Consider the following 19156-nt stretch of genomic DNA (forward strand, 5'->3'; position numbering starts at 1 on the left):
AAGTCCTTATGAACCCGCCGCTGAGTAAACCGTTGGCGCCCTCATGGGTCAGCCGATTCAAGGAACAGAGCCTGGAGCGTGGCCGCCGCTACGCCCTGGAAAACCGGGTACGTATCGCCCAGGTCGGCGATGCAACGATTACCGCCAGTTGCGAAGGCTCTGGCGGTAACGTTTACCGTCAGACCATTCATTTGCGCGAGTCAGCCAAAGGCACTTTGTTGCTGGTGGACGCTGGCTGCACCTGCCCGGTGCGCACCAACTGCAAACACTGCGCCGCTGTTTTGCTGAAAGTCCAGGAAACCCTCGACTACCCCGCCGCCGCCAAAGACGCCGAGCTGCTGGAGAAACTCCAGGCCGTGCTGGAAAACCGTGGCCCGAAAGCACCGCCGCAAGTGCTGGTCGACAATGTGCAGCCGATGCCGCGCCTGTGGCTGGCCAGCGTCGAGTTCAGCGCTTTCGAACCTCGCAACGGCAAGATGCAGCGCTACATCCAGCATCGTGCGGCGCTGTCGTTCAGCTATCTCGACGAATACGTCAGCGGGCAGAAGAACAGCGACATCCTGATTCGTCAGGAAACCCAGACGCTGCGGATAAAACGTCACCCGGAAGTCGAACAGTCCTACCGCGAACAGTTAAGAATCCTCGGCTTTCGCATCGCCACGCGACAGAGCAAAGCGCTGCCGGAAAGTGCCGGCGAGCTCTACGAGATGGTCAATGACAGCGCCTGGCTGACTTTCACCCTCAACGAACTGCCGAAGCTGCGCAGCCAAGGTTGGGAGCTGCAGATCGATGAGGAATTCGGCTTCGATCTGACCGCCGTGGATGACTGGTATGCCACGGTCGAACAGGTGCCGGATCGCGACTGGTTTGATCTGGAGCTGGGGATCATCGTCAACGGTGAGCGCCTCAGTCTGCTGCCGATTCTGCTCAACCTGATGCGCTCACACGCGGAAATCCTCAACCCGGAACGCCTTGCTCGCCGTCGCGATGACGAACTGATTCTGGTCAACGTCCCGCAACGCAACATTGAGCACGGGCCACTGCAGGTGGCGTTGCCACTGGGTCGGCTGAAGCCGGTATTGATGACGCTCGGCGAGTTCTATTTGCAGGAGCCGGGCGAAACCACCCTGCGCCTGAGCAAGGCCGACGCCACGCGCCTCAATTCGCTGGAAGGCCTGCCGCTGCTGTGGGAGGGCGGTGAGCAGATCCGCACGTTCGCTCAACGCCTGCGCGACATTCGTGATTTCAGCGTTGAAGCGCCGCAAGGCTTGAACGCGACGCTGCGCCCCTATCAGCTCGAAGGCTTGAGCTGGATGCAGTCGCTGCGGCAACTGGAAGTCGGCGGGATTCTCGCGGATGACATGGGGCTGGGTAAAACCCTACAGACCTTGGCGCATATTCTCAGCGAGAAAAACGCCGGACGCCTGGATCGGCCGTGCATGGTGGTGATGCCGACCAGCCTGATCCCCAACTGGCTGGATGAGGCGGCGCACTTCACGCCGCAATTGAAGGTGGTCGCGCTGTACGGCGCCACTCGCAAAAAGCATTTCGACAATCTGGCCGACTTCGACCTCATCCTCACGACCTACGCGCTGCTGCCCAAAGACGTCGAACGTCTGGCCAGGCAGCCGTTGCATGTGTTGGTGCTGGATGAGGCGCAGTACATCAAGAACCCGAACAGCAAAGCCGCTCAGGCGGCGCGCGAGCTGAATGCGCGCCAGCGCCTGTGCCTCAGCGGTACACCGCTGGAAAACCACTTGGGCGAGCTGTGGTCACTGTTTCACTTCCTGCTGCCGGGCTGGCTCGGCGACGTGAAAAGCTTCAATGCCGATTACCGCGTGCCGATTGAAAAGCGCGGCAGCGAAGTCAGACTTCAGCACTTGAACGGTAGGATAAAACCGTTTCTGCTGCGCCGGACCAAGGAACAGGTGGCTACCGAGTTGCCGCCGAAAACCGAGATCATCCATTGGGTCGATCTCAACGAAGCGCAGCGCGATGTGTACGAAACCATGCGTTTGGCGATGGACAAGAAAGTCCGCGACGAGATCACCCGCAAAGGCGTGGCGCGCAGTCAGATCATCATTCTTGAGGCGCTGCTCAAGCTGCGTCAGGTTTGCTGCGATCTGCGCCTGGTCAACGACGCCACCCTGCCCGCTCGCGGCAGCACCTCGGGCAAGCTCGACAGCCTGATGGAAATGCTTGAGGAGTTGTTCGAGGAAGGACGCAGGATTCTGCTGTTCTCGCAATTCACGTCGATGCTGTCGTTGATTGAGGAAGAGCTGAAAAAACGTAACGTGTCCTACGCGCTACTGACCGGCCAGACCCGTGATCGACGCACGCCGGTGAAGGAATTCCAGAGCGGCAAGCGTCAGATCTTTCTCATCAGCCTGAAGGCTGGTGGCGTCGGCTTGAACCTGACTGAGGCGGATACGGTGATTCACTACGATCCGTGGTGGAACCCGGCGACGGAAAATCAGGCAACCGATCGCGCGTACCGGATCGGCCAGGAAAAGCCGGTGTTTGTCTACAAGATGATTGCCCGGGGCACGGTGGAAGAGAAGATTCAGCACCTGCAAAAGGAAAAATCCGACTTGGCGGCAGGCGTGCTGGATGGGCGCAAGGCCGGAGACTGGAAGTTGCAGAGTGATGATATCGAAGCGCTGTTTGCGCCGTTACCGGACAAGCTCGACAAGCGTTGAGATATTTGTCGCCTGTTAAATAGCTTTCGCGAGCAGGCTCGCTCCCACAGTTGGAATGCATTTCCCATGTGGGAGCGAGCCTGCTCGCGAATAGGGCGCCTCGGTCTAACGGTTAAAACCCAAGCTCAATCCTTGGAAACCGGCAACGGTGCAAACAGCGCCTCAATGTCACTCTGCTCCAGCTTCCAGCCACCCGTCGTCCCGCCTTCAAGCACCGCCCCGGCCAGCGCGGCTTTCTCCTGCTGCAACGCCTGTATCTTTTCCTCTACGGTGCCGCGAGCGATCAGCTTGTAAACAAACACCGGATTGTTTTGCCCGATTCGATACGCACGATCGGTTGCCTGATTCTCCACCGCCGGGTTCCACCAAGGGTCGAAGTGGATCACTGTGTCCGCAGCGGTCAGGTTCAAACCGGTACCCCCGGCCTTCAGACTGATCAGAAACAACGGCACCTTGCCGCCCTGGAAATCCTTCACCGGCGTGCGTCGATCCGTGGTGTCACCGGTCAGCAGCGAATAGGCAATGTCACGTTGCCGCAATTCTTCCTCGATCAAGGCGAGCATTGAGGTGAACTGCGAGAACAGCAGAATCCTGCGACCTTCGCCGAGCAGCTCTTCGAGCATCTCCATCAAGCTCACCAGCTTGCCACTGCCGGAGCGCAGCGCCTTCGCCGTCAGCGGCATGTTGATCAGGCGCAAGTCGCAACAGACCTGACGCAGCTTGAGCAAGGCATCGAGAATGATGATCTGACTGCGCGCCACGCCACTGCGGGCTATTTCGTCGCGGACTTTTTTGTCCATCGCCACGCGAACGGTTTCATAGACATCACGCTGGCCGTCGCTGAGATCCACCCAATGGACAATTTCGGTTTTCGGTGGCAGCTCGGTAGCCACCTGATCCTTCTTGCGCCGCAGCAAAAAGGGTTTTATCCGCGCCGTCAGGTGCTGCATGCGCTGAACATTGCCGTGCTTCTCGATTGGCGTGCGGTAATCGCGATTGAAGGATTTGCTGTCGCCGAGCCAACCGGGCATGAGGAAATGAAACTGCGACCAAAGCTCGCCCAGGTGGTTTTCCAATGGCGTGCCGCTCAGGCACAAGCGCTGGCGGGCCTGCAGGTCACGGGCCGCTTGCGCCGCTTTACTGATCGGGTTTTTGATGTTCTGCGCTTCGTCGAGAATCAGCACGCTCCACGTCTGCGGCTGCAAGGTCTCCAAATCCCTTGGCAGCAACGCGTAAGTGGTCAGCACCAGATCGTACTCAGCCAGATTGGCGAAATCCTTTTGCCGCCCCGTGCCGTGCAGCGCCAATACTTTCAACTGAGGGGTGAAACGCTCGGCCTCGTCGAGCCAGTTGGGAATCAGGCTGGTCGGCATCACCGCCAGAGCCGGGCAATCGAGGCGACCGGCGTGTTTTTCCGTGAGCAGATGCGCCAGGGTTTGCAGCGTTTTGCCCAGCCCCATGTCATCGCCCAGAATGCCGCCGACCTCAAGCTCGCGCAGGGTCTGCATCCAGTTCAGCCCTTCGAGCTGATACGGGCGCAGTTGCGCGTTAAGGCCGGCCGGCGCAACGACGTGGGAGTGACTGGAATTCTGCAGGCGCTTGGCAAAGGTGCGCAGCCGCTCGCCACCTTGCCAATCCAGCGGTACGCCATCGAGCATACTCAAGCGCGCGGCATCCGGGACACTCAAGCGCAGTGCATCGCTCTGATGACCGCCCAGGTACAACTCGCCCAGCGTGGCCATCAGCGGTTTGACCCGACTCAGCGGCAGCGCCACCTTGGCGCCTGAAGGGTCGCCAAAACCGCTGGGTTTCAGTTCGATCAGGAGTTTTTCGTCATCGCTGCGTTGTGCCAGATTGACCGGGTCAAGCAAGCGCGGCTGGGTGCGCAACAAGTGCAGAAGGATTGGTAGCAAACTATATCGCTGGCCATTGACGACGATACCCAACTGCAAGTCAAACCACTGATGCCCAGCCTCTTCTTCGACCTCGGCGTACCAATGCTCAACCGGTTGCACATTGAAATGAAAGCCGGGACTCATCTCCACTTCCCAGTTCGAGGCGCGCAACGTGGCAAGCCCTTCGTGCATAAACCCGAGCCAGGCGGAATCATCCGGCAACGTGAACATCTCGCCGGGACGATCCAGCGAGCTCTTGCGCGTGGCTTTTTTGAAACCGAGCTTTTGCAGGATCTGGCGCAGTTTCTTTTCCACCGCAGGCTGGCGTTGAATGCGCTGGGTTGCGGTACCGTTGAGGATCATTACTTCCGGGTTGCGATCCACCGTCGGCTGGCCGTTGTAGGTAAACACCAGAGCGGCGCGGTGCTCAAGAATGTACTCCCAGCGCGAGCGCTCCCGACCGCTGACGAGGGTGAGTTGCGGCTGCGGAAGTACGTCGTCGATGACTCGTTCGGTCAGTTGGTGTGGCGGCGGGATTCTCGTCGCGGCGCTCATGCGATGGCTGAACTGCATGGCCTGACGCGCCGGAATGTCCGGCGCCAGAGTCAAATGGCTGGCCAGTTTTTCTTCCAGCTCATTGAACAGAGGGCCAATCTGCCGCTGTTCACGATCCAGGTAATAAAGCGGCTCCAGCGCCAGCACAGTTTCATGCGCAGCCTCGGCACTGCTCCACTGCGCGCGGAAACCGCCGTCGGCCTGCTCGGCCCAGGCGAACTGACCGATGCGCTTCGCGCCCGGCACCAACGGTCGCAGATCCTCGAAATCGAGGAACAGCCGCGAGGTGCGCAGGAGCATTTCCAGCAGTTCGGCGCCGCTGCTGCCTTCCAGCGGATAGCCGCTGTAATAGGCGTGGTGAGAGTGCATGGCAACCAGCAGCCTGGCAACGCGCAGATCCAGCTCGGACAGGTAGCCGGGCTGACGCATGAGCATTTCCGCTAGCGAATACATCGGTTTGACTTCGCGTAACTCGCCGCTCTTGAGCTGGGAAACCTTGAAAATATCGAGCAGCCACTTGCCGCTCACAGGCGTTGGCTTGAGCTTGTAAAACAGGCGCGTGCCTGCGGTTTGCGCGCCTTCTTCAGCAGGTTTGGCCGGCACGGGAATGGTCGAAAGCCAATGTTCCAGCGCCCGACCCAACGGGATCTGTGCGTCACTTTCAGACGCATCATCAGCACTGCCCTGCAGGTGATAGAGCACCGCAGCGCAATGCTTGCAGTCGATTACGACAGGACAGCTGCACAGGCAACGCAAGTTGACGGAACCCAGCCGATCTTCGGACAGGTAAATGCTTTGTTCATACGCCTGATTTTCCGAACCGACGCAGAACGCCTCGATCTTTTTGTCATTGATCTCAATGATCTCTACCCGATCATCGGCGGCATAAGCGCGAGCCTTGGCCAGCGCCTTGCTACTGAATGCCTGAGTCCAGGCCAACGACTTGAGCTGTTCGATGAAAATGCTCATGGGCAGCCCTTAGCCGGCCAACACCCGCGCCAATGCCGACTTCACCTTGCCCATGCCGTCATGCAAGGCCTGCTCGATCTCGGCCATGGTGATCACTTCGGTGGTCTTGCCCGCTGCCGGGTTCACCACCAGTGCCAGACAGGCATAATCCAGATCCAGCTCGCGGGCCAGTGCCGCTTCCGGCATACCGGTCATGCCGACGATGTCACAGCCATCACGCTCAAGACGCACGATCTCGGCGACCGTTTCCAGACGCGGGCCCTGGGTGCAGGCATACACGCCCTGATCGCTGTACTCGCAACCTTCGGCGGCCACAGCGGCGATCAATTGCTGACGCAGCGGTTCGCTGTAGGGAAAGCTGAAGTCGATGTGGGTGACGTGCTCCAGATCATCGGCGAAAAAGGTGTGCTCGCGCCCGCTGGTGTAGTCGACGATCTGGTGCGGCACGCAGAAGTGCCCGGTGCCCATGGCCGGGTGAATTCCGCCCACCGCGTTAACGGCAATGATCGCTTCGGCACCGGCCTGCTTCAACGCCCACAGGTTGGCGCGGTAGTTGACCTTGTGCGGCGGAAAACGATGCGGGTGGCCATGACGGGCGAGGAACAGCACTTCCTTGCCGGCGTATTCGCCAATTTGCACGTCGGCCGATGGCGCGCCGTAGGGCGTGTCCACCGCCAGCGATTGGCGAATGGTCAAGCCTTCGAGTTGGGTCAGGCCGGTGCCACCGATGATTGCGTAAACCGTCATAGCAAAATCCTTAATCGATCAATTGAGCGTCTTTGAGCGCGCCGATGGCGGTGAGCCAGCGCGGATCCTGCCGGTAATCAGTACTGGCGAATGCCTGGCCGCGCATGCGCGCGATGCGCGCGGACGGCTTGACCTTCATGCGTTGTGCGGCGCTCAGGGCCAGTTCGGCAGCGGCGCGGTCGTTGCACACCAGGCCCATGTCGCAACCGGCAGTCAAAGCGGCTTCGATGCGGCTGGCGGCATCGCCAACCACGTGGGCGCCGGCCATCGACAGATCGTCGCTGAAGATCACGCCGTCGAATTGCAATTCGCCGCGCAGGATGTCCTGTAACCAGCGGCGAGAGAAGCCGGCTGGCTGCGAATCGACCTGCGGATAGATGACGTGCGCCGGCATGATCGCGGCCAATTGTTTGCTGAGTTTGGCGAAGGGTACGAGATCGTTGGCGCGGATCTCGTCGAGGCTGCGCTCGTCGTTTGGAATCGCGACATGAGAGTCTGCTTCAGCCCAGCCGTGGCCAGGGAAATGCTTGCCAGTGGCGGCCATCCCGGCGCTGTTCATGCCGCGAATGAATGCACCGGCGAGCACCGCAGCGCGCTCGGGATCACCTTCGAACGAACGAGTGCCAACCACGGCACTGCGCTGGTAATCCAGATCAAGCACCGGGGCGAAGCTCAGGTCGAGCCCGACCGCCAGCACTTCGGTGGCCATGATCCAGCCGCATTGCTCGGCGAGGTATTCAGCATTCGGGTTGTCGGCGATGGCGCGCATGGCCGGCAGACGCACGAAGCCCTGACGCAGACGCTGCACGCGACCACCCTCTTGATCCACCGCCAGCAGCAGATCCGGGCGAATCGCGCGAATCGACGCACTGAGCTCACGCACCTGGCGCGGATGCTCGATGTTGCGCGCGAAAATGATCAGGCCGCCCACTTCGGGCTGACGCAACAATTGGCGATCTTCAGCCGTCAGCCAGGTACCGGCGACGTCCACCATCAACGAGCCTTGCAGGCCAGCAGTCATAGAGATTCCTTGAAAACGAAAAACCCGACCCGCAGGAAATCGCTACCGTGAGCCATGCTCGGCAGGTCGGCAATTTCTATGAGGATCGGGTTCAGAACGTGAGTCGGCATGGGCGGCTAGCTTAGCGGATACAAGCTGCCACGCCCACCCGTGCGCGGTTAAACCTTGGCGGCGACCGGCGTTGATTTGCTGCGCGGACGCAGTTGTGCAGTAGCCATCGCCGCGTCGGTGACACCGGTCTCGGCACGCATGCCGGCAGCGAGGAACGGCACCATCAGGCGCATCACTTGCTCGATGGAGGTGTTGACGCCGAAATCCGTCTCGGCGATCGCCCGCAAAGCCTTGATCCCGGACATGCTGAACGCGGCAGCACCGAGCATGAAGTGCACGCGCCAGAACAGCTCGATCGGCGGAATGCGTGGTGCGGCTTCGTTGACCAGCAACATGTAGCGACGGAAAACCTTGCCGTACATGTCTTCCAGATAACGACGCAAGTGGCCCTGGCTCTGGCTGAACGCGAGGCCGAGCAAACGCATGAAGATCGACAGGTCGTTGCCGCTGCGTGGCTGAACCACGAGAGCCTGTTCGACAAGGATTTCCAGCAGCTCTTCTAGGGTTGGCTTGTTTTCAGGCTTGGCCTGACGCCGCTCCAGCTCTTTGTCGAGGCTGATGCAGAACGGGCCGAGGAAGCGCGAAAAAACCGCCTGGATCAGGGCTTTCTTCGAACCGAAATGATAGTTCACTGCTGCCAGGTTGACGCCAGCCTTGCTGGTGATCAAACGCAATGAGGTTTCAGCGAAACCTTTCTCCGCGAACAACTGCTCGGCAGCATCAAGAATGCGTTCAACGGTTTCCGACTGGGCCATGGCTACTCCGCCTGACAAACACTTGTTTGAAACATACGTTTCAGCCTGTGCCTTGTCAAGCCTGCCGGTTCGTTTTGGGAATGGTCGGTCAGCTATTTAACCACACAAGACCGATGCATTAATAAGCAAGGCTGCCGACCGTCTGGCGGCCGACAAAAAAACGGGCATTGCCAAGGGCGCTTCACTGTATATAATCCCAGTCACTGTATAAAAAGACAGAGCGATCAATATGCTAAAGCTGACGCCACGCCAAGCCGAGATTCTGGCCTTTATCAAACGTTGCCTCGAAGACAACGGTTATCCGCCAACCCGTGCGGAAATCGCTCAGGAACTAGGCTTCAAGTCGCCGAACGCGGCTGAAGAACATCTCAAGGCACTGGCCCGCAAAGGTGCCATCGAGATGACCCCTGGCGCTTCTCGCGGTATTCGCATTCCCGGCTTCGAAGCCAAGGCCGACGACTCCACCCTGCCGATCATTGGCCGGGTCGCTGCCGGCGCGCCAATCCTCGCCCAGCAGCACATCGAAGAATCCTGCAACATCAATCCGGCCTTCTTCCATCCGCGCGCCGACTATCTATTGCGCGTGCATGGCATGAGCATGAAGGACATCGGCATTTTCGACGGTGACCTCCTTGCCGTGCACACCACCCGCGAGGCGCGTAATGGCCAGGTCGTCGTCGCCCGCATCGGCGATGAAGTGACGGTCAAACGCTTCAAGCGTGAAGGCAGCAAGGTCTGGCTGATTGCCGAAAACCCTGAGTTCGCCCCTATCGAAGTCGACCTGAAAGATCAGGAACTGGTGATCGAAGGTTTGAGTGTCGGCGTAATCCGCCGCTAAAGGAGGCTTTATGCAGTTCCCACACACCCCTCAGCAAACACAACTGCCTTTATTCGAAGCGTTTCTGGCGCAACCGATGGCGCCGATCCTGAAAGAGGTCGTCGAGCGCCCATGGAATGCCGAACCCGAAGTATTCAGTGAGCTGTCACTGCGGGGTGCTGCCGGGAACTGCCTGAACCTGCTAGCCCCGATCCTTCGCGAACTCAGTGAAGATCAGGACGCGCGCTGGCTGACGCTGATAGCGCCTCCTGCAAGCCTGACCCAGACATGGCTGCGGGATGCCGGCCTGAACCGCGAACGCATTCTGCTGCTGCAACCACGGGGCGCTCAAAGCGCTCAGCAACTGGCATGCGAAGCCCTGAAGCTGGGTCGCAGTCACACCGTAGTCACTTGGCTCAACCCGCTGAACGCAAATTCACGGCAACAACTGATCAACGCCGCACGCACGGGCGATGCTCAGAGCCTGAATATTCGCTTGGGTTGATTGGTGCTTATACGCGCTGTGTGAAGCGCAGGGCTTCTCCAGGGACAGAGAAGCCGATCTGAAGCGGTAACGTCAAAAAGTAAAAAGACGGGGATCAATGAAGAACCCGCGGCCCCTCTTCCTTATCAAACTCGCCTTCGACCATGCGACCGGCCATTTGCACGCCGACGCTTAACATCGCCTTGGCGATCTCCACATGCTGACCTTGCAGGAACGCCTTGGCATCCTCGGAGAAATCCAGCGTCACCAGAGAACCCTCGTCCTCGGCCCTGCGCAGCTCGATTCGGCCGTCGGGTAACTCGACAATTTCTAGAAAGGACGTTGGCATAAAGGTCTGTTCTCCACGAAAGGCAGGGATTATATAGACATCATTCAGGCTTCGCTCGGGATCTTGACCAGCAGCATGTTTCAGATTGCCACCGTGTCAATCGCCCTCAGCACTCGTTCAAGCCTTCGCGGAAACGTATCGCCAGACCTTTCAAGTTCTGCCGCCAGCTCTCCAGCTCCTCTCGACTCAACTCTTCTGGCGCTTCTTCTTCGTCCAGATTAATCGCCCGAATCAACGGTTGCGTCACATCACCCTTCGGCTTGTGCGGCACTCGTGGCGGTTGAAACAGCGCCGAATGCGCTGCCAGCAGTTTTGCCAACCAGGTTTCAGAATTGCCCGCCAACTCAACCATTTCCGCCAGTTCGGGAATTGCGATCGACTCCAGCACTTCACGCGTCAGCAGCACCTCGGCCCGCGGCGCATTGGCCTGCGGCAGACGATAGAAACCCGCGATCTCATGACAAAGCCCCAGCAAGGCGCCGTACAGGTGAAATAGCGCCGATTCACGCCCAGCCTGAATCAACGCCAGAGAATTCATCGCCCGCCCCTCTTCAGCGCGAGCCAAGGCTTCGAGCGACAGGCCGGCGAAATAGATCTTCTGGTTGGTGCGGGTATAGAGTTCGTGAGCCATGACGGCGCTCTCCACAACGAAATAATTGCTTCACACAGGCCGGACAGTGTCGTGGATCAGCCGATCCCACCGCAAGCACAAAACAAAAAGGCCGCATGAAAACCCAAGGGTTCTCATGCGGCCTTTCAGTGTCGGACTAACGCTTACTCAGCTTTGGCCTTCGTACGCTTGTCTTCAACCGTCCACTTGCCACCGTCGAAGTACGCCTTCCAACCCGTAGGCTTGCCGTCGACTTCGGTCTGCACGTATTGCTCCTTGGTCTTGCGGCTGTAGCGGATGACCGCTGGCAGACCATCAGGATCCTTCTTAGGCGCGTCGCAGAGGAAGTGGTACTTCGGATCGATTTCGTCCTTGTGCGGCACAATCTCGATCACCAGCGGAGCACGGGTTTCACGGTTTTTCGGGAACTGGCTGGCGGCCAGGAACAGACCAGAGGCCCCGTCACGGAGGATGTATGTGTCGTTGACCTTTTCGCATTTCAGCTCAGGCATCTTCACCGGATCCATCTTCGGCGGCGCTGCATCACCGCTTTTCAGCAGTTTGCGGGTGTTCTTGCATTCAGGGTTGGTGCAACCGAAGAACTTGCCGAAACGGCCAGTCTTGAGCTGCATCTCGCTGCCACACTTGTCGCATTCCAGGCTCGGACCTTCGTAGCCCTTGATGCGATAGCTGCCCTCTTCGATTTCGTAGCCAGCACAATCCGGGTTGTTACCGCAGATGTGCAGCTTGCGCTTCTCGTCGAGCAGATAAGCGTCCATCGCCGTGCTGCAGATCGGGCAACGATGCTTGCCGCGCAGAACCAGAGACTCCGACTCACCCTCATCGTCCGCAGCGATCTCGTCGCCCGGCACCAGGTTGACGGTGGCTTTGCAGCGTTCTTTCGGCGGCAGGCTGTAGCCTGAGCAACCGAGGAACACGCCGGTCGACGCAGTCCGAATCTGCATCGGACGTCCACAGGTCGTGCACGGAATGTCGGTCATGACCGGCTGATTGGCGCGCATGCCGCTTTCAGGGTTTTCGGCTACTTCGAGTTTCTTTTTGAAATCGCCGTAGAACTCGTCCAGCACGCTTTTCCAGTCGCGCTCACCCTGTGCCACGTCATCGAGGTTCTCTTCCATGCCGGCAGTGAAGCCGTAGTCCATGAGGTTGGAGAAGCTTTCCGACAGACGCTCGGTAACGATGTCGCCCATCTTTTCCGAGTAGAAACGACGGTTGTGCAGAGTCACGTAGCCGCGATCCTGAATGGTCGAAATGATCGCAGCGTAAGTCGAAGGACGACCGATGCCACGTTTTTCCATTTCTTTAACCAGGCTGGCTTCCGAGTAACGCGCCGGCGGCTTGGTGAAGTGCTGCGATGGATCAAGCTTGATCAGCTTCATCACGTCGCCCTGCGCCATATCAGGCAGAACGTCGTCGTCGCCTGGCTTGGCAATTTGCGGCATAACGCGGGTGTAACCGTCGAACTTGAGGATACGGCCCTTGGCGCGCAGCTCGAAGTCGCCAGCGCCGACGCTGACAGTGGTCGACAGGTATTGCGCCGGCAGCATCTGGCAAGCGAGGAACTGACGCCAGATCAACTCGTAGAGGCGCTCAGCGTCACGCTCCATGCCTGCGAGCTTGCTCGGCGTGGTGTTGGCGTCGGAAGGACGGATCGCTTCGTGAGCCTCTTGAGCGCCTTCTTTGCTGCTGTAGACGTTTGGTGTTTCCGGCAGGTACTTCTTGCCGAACTCGTCTTCGATGTAAGTACGCGCCATCGCCACGGCATCGGCCGAGAGGTTGGTCGAGTCGGTACGCATATAGGTGATGTAGCCGGCTTCGTACAGACGCTGGGCCATCATCATGGTTTTCTTCACACCGAAGCCCAGGCGGTTACTCGCAGCCTGTTGCAGGGTCGACGTGATGAAAGGCGCCGAAGGCTTGCTGCTGGTCGGTTTGTCTTCGCGTTTGACGATGCTGTAGCTGGAAGACTTGAGCTTCTCCAGCGCAGCCATGGCCTGGGCTTCGTTGAGCGGCTTGAAGGCTTCGCCTTTCTCGCGAGCTACTTCGAAACGCACGGTCGAGCCTTTGGCGGTGCCGAGGTCGGCATGCACTTCCCAATACTCTTCCGGGTTGAACGCACGAATTTCGCGCTCACGCTCAACCACCAGCTTCACGGCTACCGATTGCACACGACCGGCAGACAGACCACGAGCGATCTTCGCCCACAGCAGCGGCGAGACCATGTAACCCACAACGCGGTCAAGGAAACGACGCGCCTGCTGTGCGTTGACACGATCGATGTCCAGCTCGCCCGGCTCCGAGAAGGCTTCCTGAATCGCCTTCTTGGTGATTTCGTTGAACACCACGCGCTTGTAGCGGCTGTCGTCACCACCGATGGCTTCGCGCAGGTGCCAGGCAATGGCTTCCCCCTCGCGATCCAAGTCGGTTGCGAGATAGATGGTGTCAGCATCTTTGGCGAGCCGGCGCAGCTCTTCGATGACCTTCTCTTTACCCGGAAGGATCTCGTACTTGGCTTTCCAGCCATGATCGGGATCGACACCCATACGCGAGACCAGCTGCTTACGCGCTTTCTCTTTCGGCGAGAGCACCGGACCTTCGCCCGCAGCAGCCTTGCCGCGCTTGGCGGCTGGCTCTTTGCTGGCGCTAGCCGAACCGCTGGTGGGCAGGTCTCGGATATGGCCGATACTCGACTTCACCACGTATTGGTTACCCAGATACTTGTTGATGGTCTTGGCCTTAGCCGGGGATTCCACAATGACCAGCGATTTGCCCATGGATCAGAAAATTCCTGAATTCTAGAAGTGAAAGGCGGTTGGCGCCTGACGCGGCACCGCTATATATAGTTGATACAAGGTGAGGTCAAGCACAGGGTTCTGTGCGCACTCGCCTTATGCCTTGGAAAAAAGGCTCGGTTCGGCTTGCACCAAAGCAAAGCGTGGCACCTGCTCGCCGTCAACCTCGACTGACTCGAGAAACATGCTCAGAGGGCGCACCCAAAAGCCGTAATCGCCATACAGGGCTTGGTAAAAGACCACTTCTTCTTCGGTCTCGGAATGCCGCGCAATACTGAATACGCGGTACTGCGGACCTTTGTAATGTTGGTAGAGCCCAGGTTGTATCGGCATGTGTTGGCCCTCACTCAAATTTTTTCAAAATAAAAACAAAATAAATCCACAAAAACAAAAACCGGGGCACTTGGCCCCGGCTTCCATCAACGAGACGCTTAGACGCGTTCGAAGACGGTGGAGATGCCTTGGCCGAGACCAATGCACATAGTAGCCACCCCGAAGGTGCCGCTATTCTGCTTCATCACGTTCAGCAAGGTGCCGGAAATACGGGCACCGGAGCAACCGAACGGGTGACCCAGGGCGATCGCGCCGCCGTGCAGGTTAACCTTCTCGTTCATCTTGTCGAGCACTTTCAGATCTTTCAGCACTGGCAGAGCCTGTGCGGCGAAAGCTTCGTTGAGCTCGAAGAAGTCGATATCGTTGATGCCAAGGCCCGCACGCTTCAGGGCTTTTTGTGTCGCCGGAACTGGACCATAGCCCATGATTGCCGGATCCACACCCGCCACTGCCATCGAACGGATCACCGCCATTGGCTGGATACCCAGATCCTGTGCACGTTGCGCCGACATCACGATCATGCACGAAGCACCATCGGTGATCTGCGACGAAGTACCGGCAGTCACGGTGCCGCCCTTTGGATTGAAGGCAGGCTTGAGGGCCGCCAGACTTTCCAGGGTGGTTTCCGGACGAATGGTTTCGTCGTAGTCGAACAGTTTCAGGAAACCGTTCTCGTCGTAGCCCTGCATCGGGATGATTTCATCTTTGAACTTGCCTTCCACGGTTGCCTTGTGGGCCAACTGGTGGGAACGCACGCCGAAAGCGTCCTGTTGTTCGCGAGTGATGCCGTGCATTTTGCCAAGCATTTCAGCGGTCAGACCCATCATGCCCGAGGCTTTTGCCGCGTACAGCGACATGTGCGGGTTCGGATCGACACCGTGCATCATGCTCACGTGGCCCATATGCTCGACGCCGCCAACCACGAACACGTCACCGTTGCCGGTCATGATCGCTTGTGCAGCGGTGTGCAACGCGCTCATCGACGAGCCACACAGACGGCTGACGGTCTGGCCGGCCGAAGTGTGCGGAATCTGGGTCATCAGCGACGCCATGCGCGCGATGTTCCAGCCCTGCTCCAGGGTCTGGTTGACGCAGCCCCAGATCACGTCCTCGACTTCAGCAGGATCGACCTTGGCGTTGCGTTCCAGCAATTTGCTGATCAGGTGCGCCGACATGTCTTCGGCGCGGGTGTTGCGGTGCATGCCGCCCTTGGAGCGGCCCATCGGAGTACGACCGAAGTCGACAATCACGACGTCTCTAGGATTCAAGCTCATAAGTTCACTCTCACTCTAGTTGGGGGCGCTTAACCGAAGAAGCTCTGGCCGTTTTTGGCCATTTCGCGCAGCTTCGCGGTTGGGTGGTACAGCGCGCCCAAATCAGCGTACTGGTCAGCCAGGGCAACGAACTCGGCAACACCGATCGAGTCGATGTAGCGCAGCGCACCGCCACGGAATGGAGGGAAACCGATACCGTAGACCAGACCCATGTCGGCTTCGGCGGCAGTTTCAACGATGCCGTCTTCCAGGCAACGCACGGTTTCCAGGCACAGCGGGATCATCATCCAGTTGATGATGTCTTCGTCAGTGACTTCGCGCTGCTCGTAAACGATCGGCTTGAGCACTTCCAGCACCGATGGATCGGCAACTTTCTTCTGCTTGCCTTTCTTGTCGGCCTCGTAGGCGTAGAAGCCCTTGCCGTTCTTCTGGCCCAGGCGCTTGGCTTCGTACAGCACGTCGATGGCCGAACGACGGTCATCCTTCATGCGATCCGGGAAACCTTCAGCCATCACGTCGCGACCGTGGTGACCGGTGTCGATGCCGACCACGTCCATCAGGTACGCCGGGCCCATCGGCCAGCCGAATTTTTCCATGACCTTGTCGATACGGACGAAGTCCACACCGGCGCTTACCAGCTTGGCGAAACCGCCGAAGTACGGGAACAGTACGCGGTTAACGAGGAAGCCCGGGCAGTCATTGACGACGATCGGGTTCTTGCCCATTTTCTTGGCGTAGGCAACGGTGGTGGCAACCGCCAGCTCACTCGACTTCTCGCCACGGATCACTTCTACCAGCGGCATCATGTGCACCGGGTTGAAGAAGTGCATGCCGACGAAGTTTTCCGGACGCTTGAGGGCCTTGGCCAGCAGGCTGATGGAAATGGTCGAGGTGTTGGACGCGAGGATGGTGTCCTCTTTGACCTGAGCTTCGACTTCAGCCAGTACGGCTTGCTTGACCTTCGGGTTTTCGACCACAGCTTCGACAACCAGATCGACGTGACCGAAGTCGCCGTAGGACAGGGTCGGACGAATGGCGTTGAGCACTTCAGCCATTTTCGCAGCCGTCATGCGACCTTTATCAACGCGGCCAACCAGCAGTTTGGCGGCTTCGGCCAGACCCTGCTCGATACCGTGCTCGTTGATGTCCTTCATCAGGATCGGCGTACCTTTGGAGGCCGACTGATAAGCGATACCACCACCCATGATGCCGGCGCCGAGTACAGCGGCCTGCTTCACATCTTTGGCGATTTCGTCGTAGGCCTTGGCCTTTTTCTTCAGCTCCTGATCGTTCAGGAACAGACCGATCAAGCTCTGCGCGGCAGAGGTCTTGGCCAGCTTGACGAAACCGGCTGCTTCGACTTCCAGCGCCTTGTCACGACCGAAGTTCGCGGCTTTCTGGATCGTCTTGATCGCTTCAACCGGCGCCGGGTAGTTCGGGCCAGCCTGACCGGCGACGAAACCTTTGGCGGTTTCGAATGCCATCATTTGTTCAATCGCGTTCAGCTTGAGTTTTTCAAGTTTGGGTTGACGCTTGGCCTTGAAGTCGAACTCGCCGGAGATGGCGCGTTTGATCAGCTCAAGAGCCGCTTCCTGCAGCTTCTCCGGAGCAACCACGGCGTCGACGGCGCTGACTTTCAGGGCGTCTTCAGGGCGGTTTTCCTTACCGGAGGCAATCCATTCGATGGCGTTGTCGACACCAATCAGGCGCGGCAGACGCACGGTGCCGCCGAAGCCTGGGTAGATGCCCAGTTTGACTTCCGGCAGACCGATCTTGGCCTTGGTGGACATGACGCGATAGTCAGCCGCCAGGCACATTTCCAGACCGCCGCCCAGGGCGATGCCGTTGATGGCCACTACGGTTGGGACGTTGAGGTCTTCGAAATCGCTGAAGATCTTGTTGGCTTCGAGATTGCCAGCAACCAGCTCGGCATCCGGCAGCTTGAAGTTGTCGACAAATTCGGTGATGTCGGCGCCGACGATGAACACGTCCTTGCCACTGCTGACGATCACGCCCTTGATCGAAGCATCTGCCTTGATGGTGTCTACGGCCTGACGCAGTTCGTTCAGGGTTAGACGGTTGAACTTGTTGACGGACTCACCCTTGAGGTCGAATTTCAATTCGACGATGCCACTTTCAAGAGCTTTAACCGTGATGGCTTTACCTTCGTAAATCATCAACTGATCTCCACGATATGGAAGCTGAACAGTACACGTTGGACGCAGGCGAATGGCTCGGCAGGACGCTTTTTCGTCGATGCTGACGCCAATCCACCCGGCACACCCGCCAACGCGATAGTCGGGATTCTGTAGGAGCAGTCTGTAAGACAAACGCTCAATTCATACGCCCGTTTGATTTGGGTACGTCACCTTCACGGAATTTCCGACAATTGTCAATCGCCCAAAATACGGGTTGAAATGCGACTTTGCGGTCAGTTCTGTAAGACGAAGACCCGCAACACGCGTCTGCATGTAAAGCCATTCATAGAATCAATAGTTAGAAAAGTCGCCCTAATTCGCCGCAGCCCCTGTTTAAAGGGCTACGCTGGGTGGACGACAGGAAAATGCGCTGACTGAACCTGCATCAGAAAAGATTTCCGGCCTGCCTGGCCAACCCCGCCCGATGAATCATGTCGGGCTTTTTATTGCGCGTCTGCCGGACCTTCCCCACCGTTGCAGTGGGAAAAGTCCGCGCGTCACGCCAGCGCTTTCAGAGTGGCATCGATATCCAGCAAAACCGTCGCTTCACCCTTCTCACCCCAATACAGAGCGATCATCTGCTTGTCCGCCTCGATTTTGAAAACATTGCCCGGCAACTTTTCGAAATGATTGAGCAGCGCCCGATCTTCACAGACTTCCTGCCACTGATTAACCCAGATACCCGGCGATTTCTGCCAGTAAGTCCAGCAGACAGGCTGCTTGCTGCGACGTGGCCGATGATACTGCGCACACGGATTCGGCGGCTCTTGCGCCAGCCAGTGCGGCCATTCCTGAGGCGCCAGCTGCATGGCCAGACCGATGCGTCGTGCCTCCATACGCAAAGCGATGCGACCGCTTTGCGCGCGCGATGGGCGCAACCACGCCAGCGGACTTAAAACCACCAGCAGGATTGACACCACCAACCAGACCGTCATATCTCTATTCCCAATTCTCGGTGAGCGCATTGTGTCACTTTGGAACCAATGCGCTTGAAACCAGCCATACTTAACAATATTGAAACCTCACGAGGAGCACCTCATGCCCTACCACCACATCCTGGTCGCCGTAGATCTGACCGAAGAGTGCGACCCTGTGATTCACCGCGCCCGCGAGCTGTCGGTGAGCAATAACGCCAAGCTGTCGCTGGTGCATATTGTCGAACCGATGGCCATGGCATTCGGCGGCGACGTGCCGATGGATCTGTCACAACTGCAACAACAGCAGTTCGATCAGGCCAAGGAGCGCCTGGAGCGTCTGAAAGCCAAATACTCAGAGCTTGAGGGCGCCAACTGCCACCTGACCTATGGCCAGCCACGCCAGGAAATCCATCATTTCGCCAAAGAACAAACGTGCGATCTGATCGTGGTCGGCAGCCATGGCCGTCACGGTCTGGCGCTATTGCTGGGCTCGACCGCCAATGACGTGCTGCACGGCGCGCCATGCGATGTATTAGCGGTACACCTGGTCAAACGCTGAAGCACTGATCATTGTGGGAGCGAGCCGGCTCGCGAGGCGCCGGCACATTC

General features: G+C 58.6%; 15 protein-coding genes. 4 read left to right on the forward strand and 11 right to left on the reverse strand.

Translation table 11 applies throughout. The features are described 5' to 3' along the window. Nucleotides 1-8 precede the first annotated feature (8 nt). Nucleotides 9-2699, forward strand: coding sequence for a DEAD/DEAH box helicase (locus tag QOM10_RS20075; protein WP_316916837.1), 2691 nt, complete (start codon nt 9-11; stop codon nt 2697-2699). Nucleotides 2700-2824: 125 nt separating this feature from the next. Here the strand turns inward: QOM10_RS20075 and QOM10_RS20080 are convergent, their stop codons facing one another. The 4 genes from QOM10_RS20080 to QOM10_RS20095 form a co-directional block, all read right to left on the reverse strand. Next, a complete protein-coding gene (locus QOM10_RS20080; protein ID WP_316916838.1) occupies nt 2825-6118 on the reverse strand; it encodes a DEAD/DEAH box helicase in 3294 nt (1097 codons plus the stop codon). Between the two features lie 9 nt (nt 6119-6127). Then, nucleotides 6128-6865 (reverse strand): S-methyl-5'-thioinosine phosphorylase, encoded by a 738-nt coding sequence (locus tag QOM10_RS20085; RefSeq protein WP_016986745.1) that lies wholly within the window; start codon nt 6863-6865, stop codon nt 6128-6130. Between the two features lie 10 nt (nt 6866-6875). After that, a complete protein-coding gene (gene nagZ / locus QOM10_RS20090) occupies nt 6876-7886 on the reverse strand; it encodes a beta-N-acetylhexosaminidase (protein ID WP_127929153.1) in 1011 nt (336 codons plus the stop codon). Nucleotides 7887-8044: 158 nt separating this feature from the next. After that, the gene (locus QOM10_RS20095; protein ID WP_007910473.1) at nt 8045-8752 is read right to left on the reverse strand and encodes a TetR/AcrR family transcriptional regulator; all 708 of its coding nucleotides are present in this window, start codon (nt 8750-8752) and stop codon (nt 8045-8047) included. Between the two features lie 229 nt (nt 8753-8981). Here QOM10_RS20095 and lexA point away from each other — a divergent pair, with 229 nt between their 5' ends. Beyond that, nucleotides 8982-9590: a transcriptional repressor LexA gene (gene lexA, locus QOM10_RS20100; RefSeq protein ID WP_003226590.1), complete on the forward strand. Its 609-nt coding sequence runs from the start codon at nt 8982-8984 to the stop codon at nt 9588-9590. Between the two features lie 10 nt (nt 9591-9600). Then, nucleotides 9601-10074 carry an SOS-induced cell division inhibitor SulA gene (gene sulA, locus QOM10_RS20105; protein ID WP_150794810.1) on the forward strand — a complete coding sequence of 158 codons (474 nt, stop codon included), beginning with the start codon at nt 9601-9603 and terminating at the stop codon, nt 10072-10074. Between the two features lie 94 nt (nt 10075-10168). On the opposite strand, the gene QOM10_RS20110 is transcribed toward sulA, so the two are convergent. The 7 genes from QOM10_RS20110 to QOM10_RS20140 all read right to left on the reverse strand — a co-directional run bounded on the left by QOM10_RS20110 (nt 10169) and on the right by QOM10_RS20140 (nt 18565). Then, nucleotides 10169-10402 (reverse strand): hypothetical protein, encoded by a 234-nt coding sequence (locus tag QOM10_RS20110; RefSeq protein ID WP_003226592.1) that lies wholly within the window; start codon nt 10400-10402, stop codon nt 10169-10171. A 106-nt stretch (nt 10403-10508) separates the two neighbouring features. Beyond that, nucleotides 10509-11033: a DUF6586 family protein gene (locus tag QOM10_RS20115; protein ID WP_316916839.1), complete on the reverse strand. Its 525-nt coding sequence runs from the start codon at nt 11031-11033 to the stop codon at nt 10509-10511. A gap of 143 nt (nt 11034-11176) precedes the next feature. After that, nucleotides 11177-13807: a type I DNA topoisomerase gene (gene topA / locus QOM10_RS20120; protein WP_127929155.1), complete on the reverse strand. Its 2631-nt coding sequence runs from the start codon at nt 13805-13807 to the stop codon at nt 11177-11179. A gap of 114 nt (nt 13808-13921) precedes the next feature. Next, nucleotides 13922-14158, reverse strand: coding sequence for a DUF1653 domain-containing protein (locus tag QOM10_RS20125; protein WP_017337558.1), 237 nt, complete (start codon nt 14156-14158; stop codon nt 13922-13924). Between the two features lie 98 nt (nt 14159-14256). Beyond that, nucleotides 14257-15432 (reverse strand): acetyl-CoA C-acyltransferase FadA, encoded by a 1176-nt coding sequence (gene fadA, locus QOM10_RS20130; RefSeq protein WP_007910465.1) that lies wholly within the window; start codon nt 15430-15432, stop codon nt 14257-14259. Nucleotides 15433-15461: 29 nt separating this feature from the next. Continuing rightward, nucleotides 15462-17609, reverse strand: coding sequence for a fatty acid oxidation complex subunit alpha FadB (fadB, locus tag QOM10_RS20135; protein WP_122607489.1), 2148 nt, complete (start codon nt 17607-17609; stop codon nt 15462-15464). Nucleotides 17610-18127: 518 nt separating this feature from the next. Beyond that, the gene (locus tag QOM10_RS20140) at nt 18128-18565 is read right to left on the reverse strand and encodes a hypothetical protein (RefSeq protein WP_127929156.1); all 438 of its coding nucleotides are present in this window, start codon (nt 18563-18565) and stop codon (nt 18128-18130) included. A gap of 103 nt (nt 18566-18668) precedes the next feature. On the opposite strand from QOM10_RS20140, the gene QOM10_RS20145 reads away from it, so the two are divergent. Further along, nucleotides 18669-19106, forward strand: a complete 438-nt coding sequence (locus QOM10_RS20145; protein WP_038369392.1) for a universal stress protein — start codon at nt 18669-18671, stop codon at nt 19104-19106. Nucleotides 19107-19156 lie beyond the last annotated feature (50 nt).

Source organism: Pseudomonas sp. P108 (assembly GCF_032613195.1).
Classification (GTDB): Bacteria; Pseudomonadota; Gammaproteobacteria; order Pseudomonadales; family Pseudomonadaceae; genus Aquipseudomonas.

Excerpts from the sequence above, each read along its gene's own strand:
- QOM10_RS20075 (WP_316916837.1), top strand. The coding sequence starts at position 9 with ATGAACCCGCCGCTGAGTAAACCGTTGGCGCCCTCATGGGTCAGCCGA.
- QOM10_RS20080 (WP_316916838.1), bottom strand. The coding sequence starts at position 6,118 with ATGAGCATTTTCATCGAACAGCTCAAGTCGTTGGCCTGGACTCAGGCA.
- QOM10_RS20085 (WP_016986745.1), bottom strand. The coding sequence starts at position 6,865 with ATGACGGTTTACGCAATCATCGGTGGCACCGGCCTGACCCAACTCGAA.
- nagZ (WP_127929153.1), bottom strand. The coding sequence starts at position 7,886 with ATGACTGCTGGCCTGCAAGGCTCGTTGATGGTGGACGTCGCCGGTACC.
- QOM10_RS20095 (WP_007910473.1), bottom strand. The coding sequence starts at position 8,752 with ATGGCCCAGTCGGAAACCGTTGAACGCATTCTTGATGCTGCCGAGCAG.
- lexA (WP_003226590.1), top strand. The coding sequence starts at position 8,982 with ATGCTAAAGCTGACGCCACGCCAAGCCGAGATTCTGGCCTTTATCAAA.
- sulA (WP_150794810.1), top strand. The coding sequence starts at position 9,601 with ATGCAGTTCCCACACACCCCTCAGCAAACACAACTGCCTTTATTCGAA.
- QOM10_RS20110 (WP_003226592.1), bottom strand. The coding sequence starts at position 10,402 with ATGCCAACGTCCTTTCTAGAAATTGTCGAGTTACCCGACGGCCGAATC.
- QOM10_RS20115 (WP_316916839.1), bottom strand. The coding sequence starts at position 11,033 with ATGGCTCACGAACTCTATACCCGCACCAACCAGAAGATCTATTTCGCC.
- topA (WP_127929155.1), bottom strand. The coding sequence starts at position 13,807 with ATGGGCAAATCGCTGGTCATTGTGGAATCCCCGGCTAAGGCCAAGACC.
- QOM10_RS20125 (WP_017337558.1), bottom strand. The coding sequence starts at position 14,158 with ATGCCGATACAACCTGGGCTCTACCAACATTACAAAGGTCCGCAGTAC.
- fadA (WP_007910465.1), bottom strand. The coding sequence starts at position 15,432 with ATGAGCTTGAATCCTAGAGACGTCGTGATTGTCGACTTCGGTCGTACT.
- fadB (WP_122607489.1), bottom strand. The coding sequence starts at position 17,609 with ATGATTTACGAAGGTAAAGCCATCACGGTTAAAGCTCTTGAAAGTGGC.
- QOM10_RS20140 (WP_127929156.1), bottom strand. The coding sequence starts at position 18,565 with ATGACGGTCTGGTTGGTGGTGTCAATCCTGCTGGTGGTTTTAAGTCCG.
- QOM10_RS20145 (WP_038369392.1), top strand. The coding sequence starts at position 18,669 with ATGCCCTACCACCACATCCTGGTCGCCGTAGATCTGACCGAAGAGTGC.